Genomic DNA, 20,438 nt, shown 5'->3' on the forward strand with positions numbered 1-20,438 from the left:
CTCCCAGGCGTTCCCCATCACGCCCCCTCCCGACGGAAACGGCGCAGGAAACACCGACGAAGCAGCGGGGAAACGTGGGTCGGGCATCGTGGGGGCATCGCGTCGCCGATCGAAGGGGGAACCCCGATGAGCAGGAAGATCGTCGTCGTCGGCTGGGGGCCGGCGGCCCACCGTCTGGTCACCGGCCTGCTCGGCACGGATGCCGAGGTGGACGTCACCGTCTACGCCGGTGAGGGCGCCGTCGCGCACGACCGCTCCGCGCTGCCGAGCACGTTGGCCAGGAGTCGCGCGGGCCACGAAGGCCACGCCGCTCACGAAGGCCACGCCGCTCACGAAGCGCCCGGGGCTCGGGACCGCGGGGACGTCGCGTTCGACACGACCGCGGCCGCCCTGCCGACGCCGAACGACCCGCGGCTGGACCTGCGCGCCGGGGTCCGGGCCGTGGCCGTGGACCGGCTGCACCGACTGGTCCATGGCTCTGACCAGTGGGTGCAGCCCTACGACACGCTGGTGCTGGCCACCGGCGCCAATCCGGTGCTGCCGCCGATCAGGGGGCTGCGAACCGCTGACGGCCGGGACCTGCTGCCCGGCGTGCACTCGGCACACAACGCCGCCGACTTCCACCGGCTGGCCGAGGCGGCGGCCCGCGGGGTCCACGCGGTCGTCATCGGCGGCAGCAGCACCGGGCTCGCGGTGGCGGCGGCCCTGCGGATCTCCCGCGGCGACGACCCGCTGCACGTCGAGCTCGTCGACCAGACCCCGGCCACCCCCGAGATAACGCCGACCGACGCTTATCTGACGCTTCGGCGCACGGGAGTGATCGCCTACCAGGACTGCCGGGTCCGGGCCCTGGAATCAGGGTCCGCCGATGCCCTGACGGCGGTCACCCTCGCCGACGGGCACCGGCTCAGCTGCGACCTGGCGGTCATCGCCTGCGGCACGGCCCCGAACACGGCGCTGGCGTGGACCTCGGGGCTGGCGGTGGCGCGCGGGATCGTCGTCGACGACACGCTGCGCAGTGTCTCCGACCCGCACATCCACGCCCTCGGAGCCTGTGCCGAGCACCGGCGGAGCTTGTCCGGGCGGCACGAGACGCTGCTGGCGCAGGCCGATGTGCTCGCCGGACGGCTCTCGGGGCTCGACCCGCAGCGGACCTACCGGGGACCGGTGCAGCGCGCGGCGAACGCCACGAGTGTCGTGGCCGAAGCCGAGGCGCTGCTCAGGGCCGCCACGGCCTGACCCGCCCGCACCACCACCCATCCAAGCCAGGGCCGGCCAACGGCGCCCGACCCTCGGTGGCGGTACCGGTGCACCTTGCCGGTACCGCCACCGCTTTATTGCCTGACGGCTCGTCGCCACAGCTCATTGGCGCAGCTCGTCGCCACCGCCACTTCAGCAGGACGAAATCTCCGTGCCCTCACGAGGCCGAGTCGGCAGACTGTCCGGGTGGGAGATCAAGAATCGAATCCGGACGCCGGCGCGACACAGGATGCTGTCACGGCCGGGCAGGCGAGATCGGCGGACGCCACGCGCGAAGCCCGCCGCATGTCGTTCAACTCCGATGCGCTGACCTACCGGCGCGGCCGACCGCCGTACCCGGACGCGGTCTTCGATCTGCTGGCCGAGCGGTGCGGGCTGGGCCCCGGCACGCGGGTGCTGGAGATCGGCGCCGGAACCGGCCTGGCCACCGGGCCGTTGCTGGCGGCCGGCGCGCGGGTCCTCGCGGTCGAGCCCGGCGAGAGCCTGGCCGCGGTGCTCGCCGCGGAGCACGCCGGTGATCGGCTGGAGATCTCGGTGAGCGACTTCGAGACCGCGGACCTGCCGGGCGGATTCGACCTCGCGGCGGCGGCGACCGCGCTGCACTGGCTGGACCCGGCCACGTCGACGGCGAAGATCGGCGCCCAGGTGCGTCCGGGCGGCTGGCTGGCCGCGTGGTGGAACGAGTTCGGCGACGCCAAGCGGCCGACGCTGTTCCGCGACCGGCTCGACGAGGTCTACCACGACCTGCTTCCGGGCGAGACCGGCTACCGGAACAGCCGCTCGCACGTGCTGGACACCGACCGGTGGCGCGGGCAGTTGACCGCCGGCGGCTACTTCGGTTCCGTCGAGGTCGAGATCATCGAGTGGCAGCAGATCCTGACCGCGCAGTCCGCGCGGGATCAGTGGTCCACGTTCCCGAACATCAAAGAACTCGATCCGCCGAGCCGTGAGGAGTTCCTGACCCGGCTCGGTTCGCTCGTCGACGAGCTCGGCGGGCAGGTCGCGGATCCGCGGCTGACTGTCGTCTACACCGCTCAGCGCGTCGAAGGCGCGCCGTGACCGCTCAGCTCCGGAACCGCGCCACCAAATCCCGCTTGATCACCTTCCCGGTCGGATTCCGCGGCAGCCCTTCGACCACTTCCAGTTGCTCCGGCAGCTTGTGCGTGGTCAGCCCCGCGCCCTTGAGGAACGCGACCATCTCCGCGAACTCCAACGCCTGCGCGCCGTCCGCGCCGACCACGACGGCGCACACCCGCTCCCCGCGGTCGGCGTCCGGCAGGCCGACCACCGCGACGTCGGCCACCCTCGGGTGGGTGAACAGCAGGTCTTCGATCTCCTTCGCGGAGATGTTCTCGCCCTTGCGGATGATGATGTCCTTCAGCCGTCCGGTGATCCGCACGAAACCCTCGGCGTCGACCGTGCCGAGGTCGCCGGTCCGGAAGTAGCCGTCGGCATCGAACGCGTCGGCGTCCAGGGCCGCATCGACATAGCCGAGCATCAGCTGCGGCGCCTTGGCCCGCAACTCGCCTTCCTCACCCGGCTCGGCGGCCTTGCCTTCCAGCGTCACCACCCGCAGTTCGACGCCGGACATCGGGCGGCCCTCGGAGTCCTCGAGCGCCGACTGCGGATCGTGGACGGTCGACATGGTCAGGATCGGCGCCTCGGTCAGGCCCCAGCCGGCTATCACGCCCAGACCGCCGACCTCGTCGCGGATCTGGGCGTGCAGGGTGGCCGGTCGCGGTGCGCCGCCGCCGTTGCAGAGCCGGAAGGAGGGGAAGGCCCGCCGGCCCGGGTGTGTTTTCACGAACTCGCGCTGGGCCTTCAGGTACGCCAGGTGGAACGGTGTCCCCGAGCCGCCGAGCGTCACCTTCTCCCGACCGAACAGGTCGACGGCCGCCGCCGGGTCGAAGCGGTCCAGCAGGACGTTCGACAGGCCGGCCATCAAGGAGGAGGCCAGCCAGATGGGGCCCGCGACGTGGGTCAGCGGGAACGCCATGCCGTTGATGTCCTCGCCGGTCAGCGCCAGGCACTCGTGCATCCCGCGCGCCGCCGCGAGGATCGCCGTGTCGGTGTGGCGGGCGCCTTTGGGGTCGGCGGTGGTGCCCGAGCTGTAGAAGTACCAGCGGAGCTCGCGTTCACCAGGGGCCTGATACGGGGGCAGGACCGCCGGATCGCCTTCCGGGAGCGATCGATCGGCTGCGATGTGCCGGGTCCCGGTTCCCTCGGTGAGCCGCGCGATCATCGCCGCGAAGTCGAAGCCGCCGAATTCCGAGGGTGTGATCACCACTTCCGGGGCGATCTGCCGGACGATGAACCCCACCTCGCGGTCGCGGTAGATCGGGATGATCGGGTTCTGGATCGCGCCCAGCCGGCTCAGCGCGGCCATCAGGACGTAGCCGACGTTCCAGGTCGGGAGTTGCCAGGACACGACGGTGCCGGTGCGCACTCCATGGTCGTGCAGTCCGGCGGCCGTGCGCAGGGCGGCGTCGCGGAACTCGCCGTTCGTCATCCGCGACCCGCCGGAGTCCACCAACAGCTCGCGCCCGGGATCGGATTCGGCACGCCGCTCGATCAGCTCCCACAGACTCCCGGCGTCCAGCATCCCGCGGCCTCCAGATCGGATCTGACGGTGGGTCAGTTCTACGCTGTTCTACTGCACGCCGCGATCAGGGGGAAGAGCCGTGCCCCTTGCGGCCGCAATGCCGATCAGTACGATATCTGACGGTGCGTCAGATCGCGGCTCTGCTCTTGCCCGCGCCCTCCCGCGCTCAATGAACCGACGACGAGCAAGGAGCCCACCGTGGAGTTCGGCCTCTTCAACAGCCTCTACGTACCGAAGAACCACCCCGGGATAACGGAAGCCTCGCGGCTCCGCGACGAGATCGAGCTGGTCAAGGCCGCCGACCGGGCCGGCTTCAAGTACACCTGGGCCACCGAGCACCACTTCCTCGACGAGTACTCGCACCTGTCCGCCAACGAGGCCTTCCTGGGTTACCTGGCCGCCGCCACCGAGCGGATCCACGTCGGCTCCGGCATCTTCAACATCACCCCGCCGGTCAGCCACCCGGCCCGGGTCGCCGAGAAGGTCGCGGTGCTGGACCACCTGTCCGGCGGCCGGTTCGAGTTCGGCGTCGGGCGCGGCTCCTCGACCACCGAGACCAAGGGCTTCGGCATCGAGGACTCCGACCTGACCCGGGAGATGGTCGACGAGACGCTGCCGCAGATCGTGCGGATGTGGAAGGAGACCGACTACTCCTACGACGGCCGCTTCTTCTCGATGCCGCGGCGCAACGTCCTCCCCAAGCCGCTGACCGACCCGCACCCGCCGCTGTGGGTCGCGGCCGGCTCGCCGGGCACCTTCAAGAAGGCGGCCGAGATGGGCATCGGCGTGCTCTGTTTCGCCCAGGCCTCGATGGACGACCTGGGCAAGCTGATCGCCATCTACAAGGAGGAGATCGAGCGCTGCGAGAACCCGGTCGGCGGCTACATCAACAACAACGTCATGGTCACCTCGCAGCTGATGTGCCTGGAGGACGGCCAGCGGGCGCGCGAGGTGGCAGCGACGATGGGCTCCGGCTACCACCAGAGCCTGCTGTGGAAGTACCTGGACACCTTCCCCCGCCCGCAGTGGGTCAACGACCTCGGCGGCACGATCCCGGAGATGGACCGGGCGACCATCGACGCGGTGATCGAGGCCAAGGCGATGTGCATCGGCACCCCGGACGAGGTCTGCGAAGCGGTCGCGGCGGTCCAGGCGATCGGCGCCGACCAGCTGGTCTTCGGGATGCTGTCGACGGCGATGCCGATCGAGGCGGCGATCGAGTCGGTCCAGACCTTCGGGCGCGAGGTGCTGCCCCGGTTCGACACCGATCCGGTGCACTCCACGACGCGGCAGCGCGAGGCGCAGTTGGGGAGCTGAGGAGCTGAGATCTCACCTGCTCCAGGCCGCGGCGAGATCGGTGCTGGTCGTCAGCACGGCCAGCACCCTGAGGGTGTTCTCGATCACCGACTCGGCGTAGGCGGCCGGCACCCCGGCCACCGCGTCGCGCGGCAGGACCACGTCGAAGCCGGCGTTGACCGCGTCCATCACCAGGTTGGTGATGGCGACGTTGACCGAGACGCCGACCGGGATCACCGTGCGGGTGCCCAGATTGCGCAGGACGGCGGCCAGGCCGGAGTCGTACATGGGACCCAGGCCGTGGTAGCGCGGCAGTTCGAGGTCTGTGTCCAGCAGGCCGATCTCGTCGATGACCGCGGCGGCCTTCGAACCGGGCAGCAGGTCTTGGACGTCTTCGCGCCGGGCCGAGCGCAGCGCCGCGGCGAACAGGCCCGCGTTGGTGTTCGCGCCGCGGGTGTCCGCTCGGCGGTAGACGGTGGCGTGGATCACCGGGACGCCGGCCGCACGGGCGGCGTCCACGACCCGGGCCATAGCCGGGATGTGCGGACGGGCCACGTCGGCGAGTTGGGGGAACAGCGCGGACGGGCCCAGGACGCCGTTCTGCAGCTCGGAGGTGACCACGGCGCAGCGGGACGGCTCAAGCATCGCGAACACATCGACCGGCATGCCGCGCACAGTAACTGACACGGAGTCAGAACGGGAGTGGGCCTTGTGGCCCGCGATCCGCGGCAATACGCTCACCTGACGGACCGTCAGATTACTACGGAAGCCCGCCCGGAGCCCGACAGGAGCCCGCCTTGCAGCTGCGTGACACACCGGCCCAACAGCGGTTCCGCGAAGAGCTGCGGGCCTGGCTGCGCGCGGTCCTGCCGACCCTGGACCCGCAGCCGTCGCAGGACGACTGGCCGGCGCGCAGGTCTTACGACTCGCACTGGCAGGCGCTGCTGCACCAGGCCGGGTACGCCGGGCTGAACTGGCCGGCCGAGTACGGCGGGCGCGGCGCGACCCCGACCGAGCACCTGATCTTCCTGGAGGAGTCCGAGCTGGCCGGCGCGCCCTACGTCGGGGTGAACTTCGTCGGCCTGCTGCACGCCGGCCCGACGCTGATCGCCGAGGCCGGTCCGGAGCAACGCGAGCGGCACATCCCGGCGATCCTGCGCGGTGATGAGATCTGGTGCCAGGGCTTCTCCGAACCGGACGCCGGCTCGGACCTGGCCGCGCTGCGGACCCGGGCGGTGCTCGACGGCGGCGGTGACGACTACGTCGTCAACGGCCGCAAGATCTGGACCTCGCACGCCGAGGTCGCGGACTTCTGCGAACTGCTGGTGCGCACCGGCCCGCCGGACGGCCCGAAACACCAGGGCATCACCTGGCTGATCATGCCGATGGACGCCCCCGGCCTCACCCTGCGCCCGCTGATGACCGCCGGCGGCTCGACCGAGTTCTCCGAGATGATCCTGGAGGACGTGCGGATCCCGGTGGCGAACCGGGTCGGCGAAGAAGGCGACGGCTGGCGGATCGCGATGGTGACCTTCGCCTTCGAACGCGGCACCGGGTTCGTCGCCGAAGTGGTCTGGGCCCGGCGGCGGCTGCTGGAGATCGCCGCGCTGGCCCGGGAGAACGCGACCTGGGAGGACTCTGAGATCCGCCGCCGGATCGCCCGGCTGGCGGCCGAGTTCGACGCCCTGTGGGCCCTGGTGAAGCGGAACGTCTCAGAGGCCGAGCATTCAGCCGATGGCATCCCCGGCCCTGGTTCCTCAGTTTTCAAGTTGAGGTTTTCCGAAGCCCGGCAACACCTGGACGATCTGCACGCCGAAGTCCGCGGCCGGGACTCCCTGGCCTTCGACGACGACCTGTGCACCTACGACGGCGAGCCCGGCTACGAACGTCTCAGGTCCCTGGCATACACCATCGCCGCGGGGACGTCGCAGGTCCAGCGCAACATCATCGGCGAGCGGATCCTCGGCCTGCCCAAGGAGCCCAGGGAGCCCTCGGCGTCCGGCGCGGCGAAGGGGGGCGGGCGGTAATGGACTTCCGACCTACACAGGACCAGCTGGCACTGGCCGGCGCGGTGCGCGACGTGCTGGGCAAGCACCCCGCGCCGGGTACTCCCGGCGAGGACGGGCCGGAGCCCGGCGTGGGCGGCGTGGACGGGGCGCTGTGGCGCGATCTGGCCGAGCTGGGGATCTTCGGCGTGCGGGTACCGGAGGCCGACGGCGGGCTGGGCCTGGGCCACCCCGAATCAGTGCACGTTTTCGAGGAGCTGGGCCGCTCGCTGGCCACCGGCCCGTTCACCGCGACCGCGCTGGCCGCGACCCTGCTGCCGGAATACGCGGCCGGCCGGCACCGGGTCGGGCTGGGCGACCTGACCGGCGGCGCGCCGCAATTGCTGGAACACCTCGACGCCCTGGACGCGCTGCTGGTCGTCGAGATCGTGGACGGCGAGTCCCCGGGCGCCGCCGGGCGCAGCCAGGTGCTCCGGGTCGAACCGATCGAGCTGCGCGCCGACGCCGTTCCCCACCCTGTGGATCCCCGCGTCCCGCTGCACCGCCTGCGGCAGAAGCCGCTGCGCGGGGAGATCGTGGGCGATTCCGGGACCGCCGACACGCTGCTGCGCGAGGGCGCCCTGCTCACCGCGGCCTACCAGGTCGGCATCGCGGCGGTGCTGACCGAGCGCGCCGTCGCCTACGCCAAGCAGCGCACCCAGTTCGGCCGGGCCATCGGCTCGTTCCAGGCGGTCAAGCACCTGTGCGCGGACATGTTCGCGCGCGCCGAGCTGGCCCGGGCCGCCGTGCACTCGGCCGCGGTGCTGCTGGCCGACGAGGCGGCCGGACACGACGGCGCGGACCTGCCGGCCGCGGCGGCCGCGGTGTCGGCGGCCAAGCTGCTCGCCGACGACGCCGCGGTGGCGAACGCGCGGGCGGCGATCCAGGTGCACGGCGGCATGGGATGCACCTGGGAGATGGGTCTGCACTTCTACCTCAAGCGAGCCTGGGCCCTGTCTCTGGCCTACGGCCGGGCCGCGGACCACGCGGACCTGATTTCTGAATCCCTGTAAGGGAAATCCCACGCGCACCGGGGGCGTCGCGGCGGCGCGCCAGCGGTCCGGGCGAGGACGTGTCATCTCCGCCACACTCAGGCGTTGATTGATGGCGAATATTGACACCCCGCAACGCTGCGCCTATACCTGGATCCCTAGCGTAATCATGGCGAACCCCCAGCTCAGCAGGTCGCCGACGGCCCGAAAGGGTACGATTCGAGCAGGTGAGAGCCTGCTCGGCGGCGGTGCCAGGGCCCTGCGACCGACCGTTGCCAACCCCCCGGGAATCCACAGGACTACATCGGCCGCGACTGGTTACAACTGAATCAGAGTTCTCATTGCCACCATGGGAACGACCACACCGCCCGCCCAGAAGTATTAGTCCGCGCAATGCCACATAGCACCACAGCGCTACCGAACAATCGGGAAAGAGCTCAGCCCATGCGTACCGCACCCGCCCCTCCGCCGGTCGGCGGCGGCGTCCGCCCGAGCGCGCCGTCCGCCCGACCGTTCGCGGCCGCCGCCGGCCGCCAGCCGGTCCGGCGTACGCGGGACGCCGCGCCCACAGGTGCGCCATGGCGATGATCTGCCTGGTCTCGGCGAAGAACTCGCCCGGGGTGACCACCACGGCGGTGGCGCTGGCCGAGTCCTGGCCGCGTCCGGTGCTGCTGGCCGAGTGCGATCCGCGCTACGGCGACATCGTGGCCGGCTACCAGCAGGGCGGCGGCGACGTGGCCAAGGGGCTGCTCGGGCTGGCGGCCATCCATCAGCACGCGGACATCCGCCAGGAGGTCTTCCGCTACGTCCAGCCGCTGAGCCCGAACTCCACGGCCCGCTTCCTGGCCGGAGTCCAGGTCCCGGCCCAAGCCGCCGCTGTATCAGTACTCTGGGAACCGCTGTCCCGGGTGCTGCCGGCGCTGGTCGTGAAGCGCCGGCCGGTGGACGTGATCGTCGACTGCGGCCCGCTGCACGCCGCGCATGCCCCGCTGCCGCTGATCCAGCACGCCGATCTGGTGCTGATGCTCACCGGCGACCACCTGGAGCAGATCCGCGCGGCGCACGACGCGGTCGGCAGCATCACCGGGCAGCTGGCCGCCGCCCGGCCGCACGCCGACCCGCGCTGGTGCCTGGCCGGCGTCGTGATCCCGCCGGGCGCCCGCCGCCACAACCCCCGCGAGGCGATCGAGCAGGCGCTGGAGATCGACGTGATCGCCGAGGTGCGGCACGATATCAAGGTCGGCGCGGAGCTGCTGGGCCGTCGGAACCTCCCGAGCGGCTATTCACGCTCGGGATACATGCGGGACATCCGGGAGTTGCAGGCTGCGATCGACCGCCAGTTGAACCGCCCGGCACCGCCGGCGCGCACCGTCACCTCGAGCCGCCGGCTGACGGTGGTACCCGGGGAGGCCGCCCATGCCGGCTGACAAGAACGACCCTCGGCACGCCCAGGGCGGCAGTCCCCCAGGGCGGGCCCGCGGCGGCGGTAGCAGCAGATACGACCAGGTGTCAGAGCTGCGCGACGCGATCGCGTTCCTGAACCGGGAGAGCGTCGCGCTGCCCGAGCCCGGCACCCCGCCTTGGGAGGGCCGGCAACCGGCCGATCCGCCGCCGTCCGCCGGCCCCGGACCGAAGCCGCCGCTGGCCCCGGTCCGCGAGCTCAGGCCGCCGCCCCAGGGACGGCCGCCGTCCCACGCTCTGCCGCCCGCACCGCCGCCGATCGTGGAGAACGCCTTGCAGTTCAAGGGTGCGCCGAGCGCCGGTCGGCGTCAGCTCCCGCCGCCCCCGCCACCGGCCGCGGCCCCGGCCCAGTCCCCGCTTCCACCGCCGCCGGCGTCGCCACCGTCCGATGACGACGACGATCGGACGAACCGCTCGCGCCACGAACTCGCGCTCCGGTTCGGCGGCGGCGCGGAGTACCCGCCGGATCCCAAGCCCGCGCAGGGGATCCACGCCTTCGCGGCCGTCGACTGGCCGGGCGTCGACGCCATCCGCAAGCAGGTGCGCGACCGGATCGCCGACCGGTTCCCGCCCCCGGACCCCGGTACCGAGGAACAGCGCCGGGCCTTCGGGATGGCGGTCATCGAGGAGTCGGTGAACTCCTGGTCGGCCCGGGCCTCGGCGCGCGGCCAGGCGGTCGACGACGCGCGCCAGGACGCCATGCGCCGGGCCGCGGGCGCCTCGGTCTTCGGCATGGGCGGCCTGGCCCCGATGCTGGACCACCCGGATGTGGAGACCATCGAGTACCGGGGCTGCGACGACGGCCACGTGGTCTACACCGACGGCCGGGTGGAGAAGGCGCCGCGGATCGCCTCCTCGGACGAGGCGCTGCTGGCCGACGTGCGGACCTGGGCGGCGCGGCGTCATCGGATCCTGACACCGGCCGAGCCGCTGCTCGACCTCACCGTCGACGGCGGCGCGCGGCTGACGGCCACGATCGGCGTGTCCAAGCGGCCGACGCTGGTGGTGCGCCGGCACCGGGTCGTGAAGGTGACACTGGACGATCTGGTGGTGCGCGGCATGGTCTCGCCGGCGATCGCGGCGTTCCTGCGCAGCGCGGTGCTGGCCGGGCAGACGATCGTGGTCACCGGGCCGCTCAACTCCGGCAAGACCACACTGCTGCGCGCGCTGGCCGCCGAGATACCGGTCATGGAGCGCTACGCGACGGTCGAGGCAGAGTTCGAACTCAACCTCGATGAGGTCGGGCGGCACCCGCGGATGGTCGCCTACCAGTCCTGGCCGGGGACCTCCGAGCGCGGACCGGACGGCCGGCGGGTCGGCGAGGTGACGCTGTCGGACGTGATCGAGGTCGCGCTGCGGATGAACGTGGCGCGGCTGGTGGTCGGCGAGGTGCGCGGAGCCGAGGCGGCCACGTTGCTGGAGGCCGTGTCCACCGGCGGCCGGGCGGCGCTGTGCGGGATCCACGCGAACTCGGCGCGGGAGGCGTTCAACAAGTTCGTCATGCTGTGCATGCGGACCACGATGAGCCGGGACTTCATAAGCCGGGACTCGGCGGTCCAGCTGGCCGCCGAGACCCTGCACTACATCGTCGACATCCGGCTGGACACCGATTCCCCGACGGACCCCCGGGATCCGCGCGAGCCGCGAGCCACCGGCCGCTACGTCGATCGCGTGGTGGAGGTGAACGGGCTCGGGGACCGGCTGGCGCCGATCGTCACCGAGGTGTTCGCCCCCGGTCCGGACGGCCGCGCGGTGTTCGCGCAGCGGCCGGAGCGGCTGGCGACGTTGCAGCGGGCCGGGTTCGACCCCAAGTGGTTCCTGTACGGGAACGACCAGTGGTACGTGGCCCCGACCCCGGCGGCCCAGAACGTCTCGCGGCCCGCTCCGCACCAGCAGCAGCAACAGCAGCGGGACGGCGGCCGCGGGTTCCAGAACATGACGCCGGTGCCGAAGCCCTCGCTGACCGAGCAGGACGTCTTCGACCGGCAGTACCTGCACGACCGGCGGCGCTTGGACCAGGAGTGACATGGCGGACGACGGGGGCGTCGCGGGGTCGCGGCCCGGCTCGAGTACGGCTTCGGGGCCGCAGGCTCCGGAGTATCAGACCTATGTCGTGCGCAAGGGCGACTCGCTGTGGCGGATCGCCGAGGAGCAGTTGGGGGACCCCCACCGGTTCGCCGACATCGCCGAGCTGAACGACGGCCGGCGGATGCCGGACGGGACGGTGTTCAGCTACGTCGAGTTCCTGCAGTCCGGCTGGGTGCTGATCATGCCGCCGGACATGGGACGGCACCGGCCGGAGCTGACGCCCGAACCCGTGCAGCTGGCGATCGGGTCCGGGATCGGCACCGCGGTCAGTGCCCTGGCCCGGCGCGAGTCCACCTTCGCCACCACCGGCAACGACTCCGGCAAGACCGTGGCGGCGACCGGCGGGCTGCTGGCCGCAGGGGTCCTGAGCGCGCTGGGCGACCGGCGGCTGCGCAAGCTCATGCGGCGGCGGCCCGGCGAGCGGATCTCGATGCGCCGCCCCGGGGACTGGGAGCTGGAGCTGAGCCGGATCGACAACCCGACCGGCCAGGTGCTGATCGACGCGGCGCTGAGGACCCTGAGCGCCAAGCTGACGAAGGCCGACCGGGGCCTGCCGGACATCAGCGCGACGGTGCTCAAGCGGCACGGCCTGGAGCTGCACCTGGCGCGTCCGCAGCCGCCGGTCGCGCCGTTCTACGCCGATCCGCGCCGGCCCGGCGTGTGGATCTGCCCGCTCGGCGCGCCGGTCGGTGCGCCCCCGGCCCCGGCCCCGTATCCGGCGCTGGTGTCGTTGGGCTTCGATGAGGACGACGACACCGTCATGGTCGATCTGGAGGCCACCGGCGGGATCTCGCTGCTGGTGCCGGAGGCCGAGTCGGTGTCGGTGCTGCGGGCGATGGCCGTGGAGCTGGCGACCGGGATGGCGGCCGATCAGGTGGAGGTGACGCTCGTCGGGTTCGGCGAGGAACTGCCGCCGCTGTTCGCCCCGGGCCGGCTGACGTTCGGCGACGATCTGGTGCGCGCCGTGGAGGCGCTGGCGCGGTGGTCGGCCGGGGTCGAGGCGGTACTGGACCGGCGCGGCGTCACGGTGCGCAAGGCCCGGACCCACCCGGACGACGAACTGGCGCCGATCACGAAGACCCACGTGCTGCTCTCGGCGGTACCGCCGGACATGCGGCTGACGCACCGGCTGCGGCACCTGCTCTCGGGGCGGCAGCGGACGTCGGTCGCGGTGGTGGCGGTGGCCGGGGACCGGGAGCAGGTGTTGTCGCCGTGGACGATCGGCGGGCCGATGTTCCACACGCCGCGCTCGCAGTCCGGCGGGCCGGGGATCCCGCTGCGGGTGCAGGCGCTGCGCGAAGACCGGTTCGAGGCGGTCGTGCGGGAGCTGTCGGCGGCGGATTCGGATCAGGAGAAGCCGGCGCCGCGCGAGGGGGCGTTCCACTTGCCGGCCTCAGCGCGGCCCGAGGGCCCGGGCGCGAAGACGCCGTTGCCGAAGCGGAAGCCTTCGCATCCTCGGCGGCATGTGGCGGGGAACGCGGAGGGTGCGGGGTCCGGCTCGCTTGAGGCGACGGCGGCGACGGCGGCTGGCGCGGCGCGTCCGCCGGCCCGCGCCGAGCTGATCCCGACGCCGGATCCGGTGCAGCCCAACCGGTTCCGGGTGCCGGTGGACGACCTGTTCCGGGTGGACGCACTGCTACCGACCGCGCTACCGACGACCACGGCTCCGCTGCCGGGGCCCGGGGCCGCGAAGGCGGTGCGGCTGGCGCTGAAGCCGGCGAACCTGCCGCAGTTCGATCCGGTGGCCGACGGCGATGAGGAGCCTCCGCCGCCCCGGGCTGAGGATCGATTGATGGGGATCGACGACGACCGACCCGATTCACCGACTCGGCGCGAGCAGTCCGCCTTGCCGAATCGAAGCGACCAACCCGCCTTGTCGGCTCGAAGCGGATATCCCGCGGCACGCGATCGGTCGGTCGCCCGCGAGACCGCGCCGCGTAAGCCGGGCCAATGGCACGGCGCTTACTGGAGCCAGCGCAAGGCCGCCGTCGCGGGGATGGCGCAGCCGGGTGCTTCGAACCCCGGCGAGGCCGATGACCTCGCCCCGGCGCCGGCGTACACGATCGACGTGCTCGGCCCGATCGTGCTGGCCGGCACCGAAGGCTCGGCGGAGCTGGCGGAGGTCGCGGCGTACGTCATGCTGCACCCCGGCTGCTCGGTCCAGCAGCTGGCCGGGGAGCTGTGGCCGGCGCACGCGGGGGCGATGGCGATCATCGACGCGCAGCTGGTCCGGCTCCGCGAGGTCCTCGGCGCCGACGAGCAGCTGCTCCGGGTCACACCGGAGAGCGTGACCCTGGCGCCGTCAGTGACCTGCGACTGGCTGGAGTTCCTGCAGCGCACCCAGACCGGCGAGCTGGTCGGCGCGCTCAGCCTGGTCCGCGGCCGGCCGTTCGAGGACGCCCCGCTGCGCCGCTACGGCTGGGCCGAAACACTCCGGCACGAGATCGCGGCGCTGGCGATCGACACGGCGCACTACGTCGCCGAGGCGTGCCTGCACGAGCAGAGCCCGCGCAACGCCCGCAAGGCGGCCCTCCGAGGCCTGGCGGCGGCGCCCGAATCAGAGCTCTTGTACCGGGACCTGCTGACCGCGCTGGGCGCCCTGAGCGACCTGCCAGCCGCCCGCCGCCACGCCGACGCCCTCCTCGGCTACGCCGAGCGCGAAGGACTGCCGCTCCAGCCGGAGACGGCCGCGCTGCTGCGGGATGTGGCGCAGGCCGCCTCGCGCGGGTGAGGGTGAGTGAGTGAGGGGAGCTAGGGCGGGGCGGATGCCTTCGGCTCACACGCCCTCAGCAAGCTGAGCCACCAACCCGCGCACGCTCCGGGTGTCGGGCGGACTCGGGGCCGCTACTTCACCGCCACCGGAATCACCGGCGCCCCCACCGCGCGCGTGAAGGGCTCCGGCGAAGCCGTCAAGAAGAACTCGTACACGCCATCCGCCGCGCAGTCCTCCGCCAGCGCCTCCAGGTCCCAGTTCTGCCCCTGCAACATCCCCATCTCCACCAGATGCAGCAGGTGGACCGGCAGCTGCGCGTCGTCGCGCTCGGGCGGGTAGACCTCGAAGGCCATGGTGTCCGTCGCCACCGCTGCCACGTCGTGGGCGTGGAACCAGGGCACGGTCTGCATCGACGGGCCCGAACACGGATAGTTGTATCCCGGCTTGTCCCCGGCCTTCAGGGTCGTCATCGCGCCGGTGCGGATCAGCACGATGTCCCCCGGCCGGATCTCCGCCTTCCCGAATTCAGCCGCCGCGTCCAGGTCCGCGGCCGTCAGCGCGTGCCCGCGCGTCGCGTCGCCCAGTCGCGGGACGCCCAGCGCCCGTGCCACGTCGAGCAGGACCCCGCGGCCGACGATCGGCCCCGCCTTGTCGATCCCGCAGTGCGCCGCGCCCGCCTCGGTGATCTCCGAGGCGTCGAAGCCGTTGTACAGCCGCCCCTGGTACGACACGTGCGCCAGCGCGTCCCAGTGCGTCCCGGCCTGGAGTCCCATCTCCACCCGGTCGTCCGAGGTGCGGAAGGCGTGCTCCGGGCCCATCACCTGCGCGTTCACCATGATCATGGTGCGCTTCGGGTTGTCCCGGCCCTCGATCATGCCGATCTGCGGACCGTCCTCGTCCAGCGGGAGGGCGAGGGTGAAGCGGCGGCCGGTGCGGACCAGGGACGCCGCGTGGACCACGCGTTCGGGGGTGATCAGGTTCAGGGTGCCGCGTTCGTCCTCCGGGCCCCAGCGGCCCCAGTTGTTGACGCGGCGGGCGAGGCCGGTGAACTGCTCCGGTAGCGGCATCCTCAGGCTCCCAGTGATATCTGACACAGCGTCAGTTGATGCTGTCCACTGTCGCGAACCTTAGCTAACATGCCGTCAGATTCGAAGCTTGGCGACGACAGCGAGTACCCGGACAGCGAATACACGAGGAGCGAGCAAGGTGGCCGACTTCCTGGCAGGCAAGGTCATCGTGGTGACCGGCGCGGGGCGGGGCATCGGGCGCGCCGTGGCCCTGGGCTGCGCCGCCGAGGGCGCCTCCGTGGTGGTCAACGACTACGGCGTCTCGGTCGACGGCAGCGCGCCGTCCAGCGAGGTCGCCGAGGCGGTGGCGCAGGAGATCCGGGACGCCGGCGGGCAGGCGGTGCCGTGCCCGGACTCCGTCACGACGTTGGCCGGCGGGCAGCGCATCGTGCAGACCGCCCTGGACACCTACGGCCGGGTGGACGGCGTGGTGTGCGTGGCCGGGATCCTGCGCGAGCGGATGCTGTTCAACATGGCCGAGGATGAGTGGGACCCGGTCATCGAGACGCATCTGAAGGGCACGTTCACCCTGTTCCGCGCGGCCAGCGCGGTGATGCGCAAGGCCGGCGGCGGCGCGCTGATCGGCTTCACCTCCGGCAACCACGCCGGCAGCGTCTCGCAGGCCAACTACAGCGCGGCCAAGGGCGGCATCGTGAGCCTGGTCCACAGCGCCGCGCTGGGCCTGGGCAAGTACGGCATCACCGCGAACGCCGTGGCCCCGGTCGCGCGCACCCGGATGAGCGCCAACGTCCCGTTCGACATGGCCGAGATGGGCGAGCCGGAGGACGTCGCACCGCTGGTCGCCTACCTGCTGTCGGAGGCCGCGCGGGACGTCACCGGCCAGATCTACACCGTGGCCGGCCGCCGGATCGCGGTGTGGAACCAGCCGCAGGAGATCCGCTCGATGTACGGCGAGGAGCCGTGGACCGCCGAGTCGATCGCGAAGCGGCTGCCGGAGGCGGTCGGCGTCGAGACCATGCCGATGATCGCGAAGCTGGCCGCGTACGCGAAGGCGACCGAGGAACGGAAGACGCAGGAAGAGGGGCCGCGGTCATGAGGGCCGCGGTCTTCGAGGGCGGCAAGCTGGAAGTCGTCGACGGGATAGAGGTACGCGGCCCCCGCTCCGACGAGATCGTGGTCCGCATCGGCGCGGCCGGTCTGTGTCACTCCGACCTGAGCGTCGTCAACGGCACCATCCCGTTCCCGGGCCCGGCGGTGCTCGGCCACGAGGGCGCCGGCGTCGTGGAGGAGATCGGCGCGGCGGTGACCCGGGTCAAGGCCGGCGACCACGTCTGCCTGACCACGATCAACAACTGCGGCGTCTGCCCGGCGTGCAGCGCGGGCCGTCCGACGATGTGCCGCGGCACGTTCGGCAAGATCAGCAAGCCGTTCACCCGCGAGGCCGCCGACGGCTCGACCGAGAAGCTGTTCTCCTTCGCCAACACCTCGGTGTTCACCGAACGCGTGGTGATCAAGGAAGTACAGGCCGTGCCGATTCCGGAGGACGTGCCGATGGCCTCGGCCGCGCTGGTCGGCTGCGGCGTGCTGACCGGCGTCGGCGCGGTGCTGAACCGGGCGAAGGTGCGGATCGGCGAGACGGTCGTGGTGATCGGCGTCGGCGGCATCGGGCTGAACGCGATCCAGGGGGCGCGGATCGCCAGGGCCGGCCGGATCATCGCCGTGGACACCAACCCGCGCAAGGAAGAGGCGGCCCGGCAGTTCGGCGCCACCGACTTCCTCGACCCGAGCGGCCAGGACCTGGTCCAACTGATCAAGGACCTGCTCCCGCACGGCGCCGACTACGTCTTCGAGTGCGTCGGCCACCCCGCGCTGATCCGGGCCGCGACCGACCTGCTGGCCTGGTCCGGGACCGCGGTACTGCTCGGCGTGCCGCGCAGCGACGCCGAGGGGACGTTCCTCGTTTCCGGAATGTATATGGACAAAACGATAATGGGCTGCCGGTACGGAACCTCGCACCCGCAGTTCGACGTCGAAAGGTACGTGGACCTCTATCGGAAGGGCGAGCTACTCCTGGACGAACTGGTCACAAAGACCTACCCTCTGGAGCACATCCACGAGGCGATCCACGACCTGGAAAGCGGGTCATTGGCAAGAGGAGTCCTCTTGCTCTGAGACCTACGAGGGGAAGCTAAGGCCGTGACGGAGAGCCCGAGCGGGCAGGGCGCGCCGGAGCACGACAGCGAGGCAGCCGCACTGCTCACGGACGCATCCGCGACCACGGCTCCCTCGGTCCCGCACCAACCGAGGCGCGACGGCGCCGAGCGCACCACCGCGACGGAGGCCGTCGAGGACGTCTCCGCCCCCGGTCGGACCGACGACGACGAACTCCAGGCCGGGCTCGACACTGGCACCGAGGCCGAGGCCGAACTGGAAACCGAGGCCGAGGCCACCGGGACCGACCGATCCCCGGAGACCTCAGACGCCCCGAAGCACTTCCTCAACCGGGTGACGGCCCGGATCGCCGCGGAGTTCCTGCGCCCGAGCCCGGCACTGCTGCTCTCGCTGCTCTACATCGCGCTGGCCGTGTTCCTCACCTGGAAGCTGCTGTTCCACCCGATCGCGAGCGTCCTGGCCGGCAACCCCTACGACCAGTTCTACTTCGAGTGGCAGCTGACCGCGGTCGAGCACGCGGTCACGCACTTGCAGAACCCGCTGTTCACGCACGCGATGAACGCCCCCGACGGCATGAACCTGGCGGCGAACCCGCAGATCATCGGGCCGGCGATCGTGCTGACCCCGATCACCGCGCTGTTCGGCTCCGCGGTCTCGTTCGCGCTGCTGACCACCTTCAACCTGGCGGCCACCGCGATCACCTGGCGCTGGTTCCTGCGCCGGCACGTGGTGCGCACCGAGACCGCGGCCTTCGTCGGCGGCCTGTTCCTGGGCTTCTCGCCCTCGATGATGTCGCACTCGCTGGCCCACCCGAACCTGGCCGGGCAGTGGCTGGTGCCGCTGATCCTGGCCGGGGTGCTGCGGCTGCGCGAGCCGGAACGGCAGGTCCGCAACGGGATCGTCCTCGGCGTGCTGATCACGGCGCAGGTGTTCGTCGGGGAGGAGCTGCTGTTCCTGACCGCGATGGGCACCGGGCTGTTCCTGGTGGCGTACGCCGCGATGCGGCCGCGCCAGGCCCGGGACGAGGCGGTCACGTTCCTGCGCGGCGCCGGCTTCGCCATCGTCACCGCGGGCGTGCTGCTGGCGTATCCGTTGTCGTTCCAGTTCTTCGGGCCGATGTCGTTCAAGGGCATCCCGTTCGACATCGGCTACTACTCCGCGGATCTGAAGTCCTACGCGGTGTATCCGAACCTGGAGCTGTGGGGCGACCCGGCCAAGCTGGACCCGCTGGCCCCCGGCGGCACCGAACAGGCCGCGCTGGTCGGCTGGGCGCTGCTGCTCGTGGTGGCGCTGCTGGCGATGTGGCTGATCCGGAAGGCCGCGGTGCGGGCGCTGCTGATCGCCGCGCTGATCCTGGTCGTGCTGTCGCTCGGACCGACCCCGGTGTACGACCACAAGACACTGGGCTTCTGGCCGATCGGCCCGGCCGGGGTGTGGACGCACCTGGAACACCTGCCGCTGTTCTCCTCCAGCCTGCCGGTGCGCAGTGCGCTCGCGGTGAGCTGGATCATCGGGATCCTGCTGGCCCTGGGCCTGGACGAGGCGGTCCTGCACCGCTGGCAGGTGCTGCGCGGCGTGGGGATCGGCGCCGTGACCGCCGCGCTGATCCCGCTGATCCCGCGGGTGTTCGACACGGTCCCGCGCACCCCGATCCCGCAGTACTTCACGTCCGGTGCGTGGAAGGAATGCGTCTCGCCGGGACACCACACGATCGTCGGCGTCCCGCTGTCCGACGGCGGCGACCGGACCAACGAGACCTGGTCCACGGCCGAGAACACCGACTTCGCGATCCCGCAGGGCCCGGTGATGGGGCCGAACTCGGCCACCGACAAGCAGGTGGTCTGGGCCAAGAGCAACGTGCTGTGGACCGCGCAGTGGCTGGCCTACATCTACAAGAACGGCGGCGGCTCCACCCCGGCGGTGGACTCGGCGATCCAGAACCGGGTGGCGCTGGACCTGGGCACGTGGCAGGCGAAGTGCGTGGTCGCCGCCGACGGGACGCAGAACCTCGCGGCCATCAAGAACTTCCTGGACCAGGCGATCGCCCCCGGAAAGCTGGAGGGCGACGTGGTGGTGTGGATGGAGCCCGGTCGCTGAGCGGTTGATCGGCTGCCACGTTCGCGACTCCTTGCCGAATGAGCAGTCACTCGCCGCATAGGCGGTCGCAGGCAGTCAAGGCAGTCAAGGCAGTCACAGGCATCGGCCTCAGCCGAACGCCCCCTTGTGGAAGATCAACGGGTTCGACTCGCCGTCCGCGTCGAGCGCGTGCACCCGGCCGATCACGATCGTGTGGTCGCCGCCGGGATGGGTGGCCTCGATCGTGCAGTCCACCCAGCCGTGCGCACCGGCCAGGATCGGCGAACCCAGCCCCGAGCGCTGCCAGTCGACGCCGGCGAACTTGTCGCCGCCGCTGACCGCGAAGGCGCGGCACAGCTCCGCGTGGTCGGCCGCCAGGAAGTTCACACAGAAGCGGCCCGTGGCCTCGATCCGCGGCCACGTGGTGGACGTGAGGCCGACCGAGAACAGCACCAGCGGTGGATCCAGGGACAGCGCGGAGAACGCCTGGCAGGCGAAGCCCACGGGCCCGTCAGCGTCCTCGGACGCGACGACGGTCACGCCGGAGGGGAAATGGCCCAGGACGCGGCGGTAGTGCGCGGCGTCGATGGTCGCGCCGTCGGCGGCGTTCGCGGCGGGCCCGGCGGCGGTGCCGCCGTTCTCGGCGACGCGGCCGGCACGCTCGCGTGCGGTGGCCTGTGCAGGCATGATCCCAGCCCCTAGGTG

15 protein-coding genes are annotated in these 20,438 nt (G+C 71.7%); 11 read left to right on the top strand and 4 right to left on the bottom strand.

All coding sequences use genetic code 11. The annotated features are described in order from the left end of the window. Positions 1-126: 126 nt before the first annotated feature. Both KGQ19_RS11645 and KGQ19_RS11650 read left to right on the top strand, forming a co-directional pair. Positions 127-1,239, top strand: a complete 1,113-nt coding sequence (locus KGQ19_RS11645) for an NAD(P)/FAD-dependent oxidoreductase (RefSeq protein ID WP_212009110.1) — start codon at positions 127-129, stop codon at positions 1,237-1,239. 207 nt (positions 1,240-1,446) lie between these two features. Then, positions 1,447-2,319, top strand: coding sequence for a class I SAM-dependent methyltransferase (locus KGQ19_RS11650; protein ID WP_212009111.1), 873 nt, complete (start codon positions 1,447-1,449; stop codon positions 2,317-2,319). A gap of 4 nt (positions 2,320-2,323) precedes the next feature. Here the strand turns inward: KGQ19_RS11650 and KGQ19_RS11655 are convergent, their stop codons facing one another. Further along, positions 2,324-3,862, bottom strand: a complete 1,539-nt coding sequence (locus tag KGQ19_RS11655; protein ID WP_212009112.1) for a class I adenylate-forming enzyme family protein — start codon at positions 3,860-3,862, stop codon at positions 2,324-2,326. Between the two features lie 198 nt (positions 3,863-4,060). Here KGQ19_RS11655 and KGQ19_RS11660 point away from each other — a divergent pair, with 198 nt between their 5' ends. Next, a complete protein-coding gene (locus KGQ19_RS11660) occupies positions 4,061-5,179 on the top strand; it encodes an LLM class flavin-dependent oxidoreductase (RefSeq protein WP_212009113.1) in 1,119 nt (372 codons plus the stop codon). A 12-nt stretch (positions 5,180-5,191) separates the two neighbouring features. Here KGQ19_RS11660 and KGQ19_RS11665 read toward each other — a convergent pair whose 3' ends face one another. Continuing rightward, positions 5,192-5,824 carry a cysteine hydrolase family protein gene (locus KGQ19_RS11665; RefSeq protein WP_230418508.1) on the bottom strand — a complete coding sequence of 211 codons (633 nt, stop codon included), beginning with the start codon at positions 5,822-5,824 and terminating at the stop codon, positions 5,192-5,194. Positions 5,825-5,955: 131 nt separating this feature from the next. Here KGQ19_RS11665 and KGQ19_RS11670 point away from each other — a divergent pair, with 131 nt between their 5' ends. The 5 genes from KGQ19_RS11670 to KGQ19_RS11690 all read left to right on the top strand — a co-directional run bounded on the left by KGQ19_RS11670 (position 5,956) and on the right by KGQ19_RS11690 (position 14,475). Then, entirely contained in the window at positions 5,956-7,185 is a 1,230-nt protein-coding gene (locus KGQ19_RS11670; protein ID WP_212009115.1) for an acyl-CoA dehydrogenase family protein, read from the top strand. Continuing rightward, on the top strand, positions 7,185-8,216 hold the full coding sequence (locus KGQ19_RS11675) for an acyl-CoA dehydrogenase family protein (protein ID WP_212009116.1): 1,032 nt from the start codon (positions 7,185-7,187) through the stop codon (positions 8,214-8,216). The genes KGQ19_RS11670 and KGQ19_RS11675 overlap by 1 nt, the downstream gene beginning before the upstream one ends. A gap of 557 nt (positions 8,217-8,773) precedes the next feature. Then, positions 8,774-9,622: a CpaE/TadZ family protein gene (locus KGQ19_RS11680; protein WP_212009117.1), complete on the top strand. Its 849-nt coding sequence runs from the start codon at positions 8,774-8,776 to the stop codon at positions 9,620-9,622. Beyond that, a complete protein-coding gene (locus KGQ19_RS11685; protein ID WP_212009118.1) occupies positions 9,612-11,681 on the top strand; it encodes a TadA family conjugal transfer-associated ATPase in 2,070 nt (689 codons plus the stop codon). Before KGQ19_RS11680 ends, KGQ19_RS11685 begins: the two co-directional genes overlap by 11 nt. A gap of 1 nt (position 11,682) precedes the next feature. Continuing rightward, positions 11,683-14,475, top strand: a complete 2,793-nt coding sequence (locus KGQ19_RS11690) for a LysM peptidoglycan-binding domain-containing protein (protein WP_212009119.1) — start codon at positions 11,683-11,685, stop codon at positions 14,473-14,475. A 113-nt stretch (positions 14,476-14,588) separates the two neighbouring features. Here KGQ19_RS11690 and KGQ19_RS11695 read toward each other — a convergent pair whose 3' ends face one another. Further along, on the bottom strand, positions 14,589-15,524 hold the full coding sequence (locus KGQ19_RS11695) for a cyclase family protein (protein ID WP_212009120.1): 936 nt from the start codon (positions 15,522-15,524) through the stop codon (positions 14,589-14,591). A 139-nt stretch (positions 15,525-15,663) separates the two neighbouring features. On the opposite strand from KGQ19_RS11695, the gene KGQ19_RS11700 reads away from it, so the two are divergent. From KGQ19_RS11700 to KGQ19_RS11710, 3 genes are read left to right on the top strand one after another with little or no spacing between them, the layout of a single operon-like run. Next, a complete protein-coding gene (locus KGQ19_RS11700; protein WP_212009121.1) occupies positions 15,664-16,581 on the top strand; it encodes an SDR family oxidoreductase in 918 nt (305 codons plus the stop codon). Continuing rightward, positions 16,578-17,657, top strand: coding sequence for a Zn-dependent alcohol dehydrogenase (locus KGQ19_RS11705; protein ID WP_212009122.1), 1,080 nt, complete (start codon positions 16,578-16,580; stop codon positions 17,655-17,657). Before KGQ19_RS11700 ends, KGQ19_RS11705 begins: the two co-directional genes overlap by 4 nt. A gap of 24 nt (positions 17,658-17,681) precedes the next feature. Beyond that, on the top strand, positions 17,682-19,754 hold the full coding sequence (locus KGQ19_RS11710) for a DUF6311 domain-containing protein (protein ID WP_212009123.1): 2,073 nt from the start codon (positions 17,682-17,684) through the stop codon (positions 19,752-19,754). 108 nt (positions 19,755-19,862) lie between these two features. On the opposite strand, the gene KGQ19_RS11715 is transcribed toward KGQ19_RS11710, so the two are convergent. Then, positions 19,863-20,420: a flavin reductase family protein gene (locus KGQ19_RS11715; protein WP_230418509.1), complete on the bottom strand. Its 558-nt coding sequence runs from the start codon at positions 20,418-20,420 to the stop codon at positions 19,863-19,865. Between the last annotated feature and the right edge of the window lie 18 nt (positions 20,421-20,438).

This window comes from Catenulispora pinistramenti (assembly GCF_018274385.1).
Classification (GTDB): domain Bacteria; phylum Actinomycetota; class Actinomycetes; order Streptomycetales; family Catenulisporaceae; genus Catenulispora; species Catenulispora pinistramenti.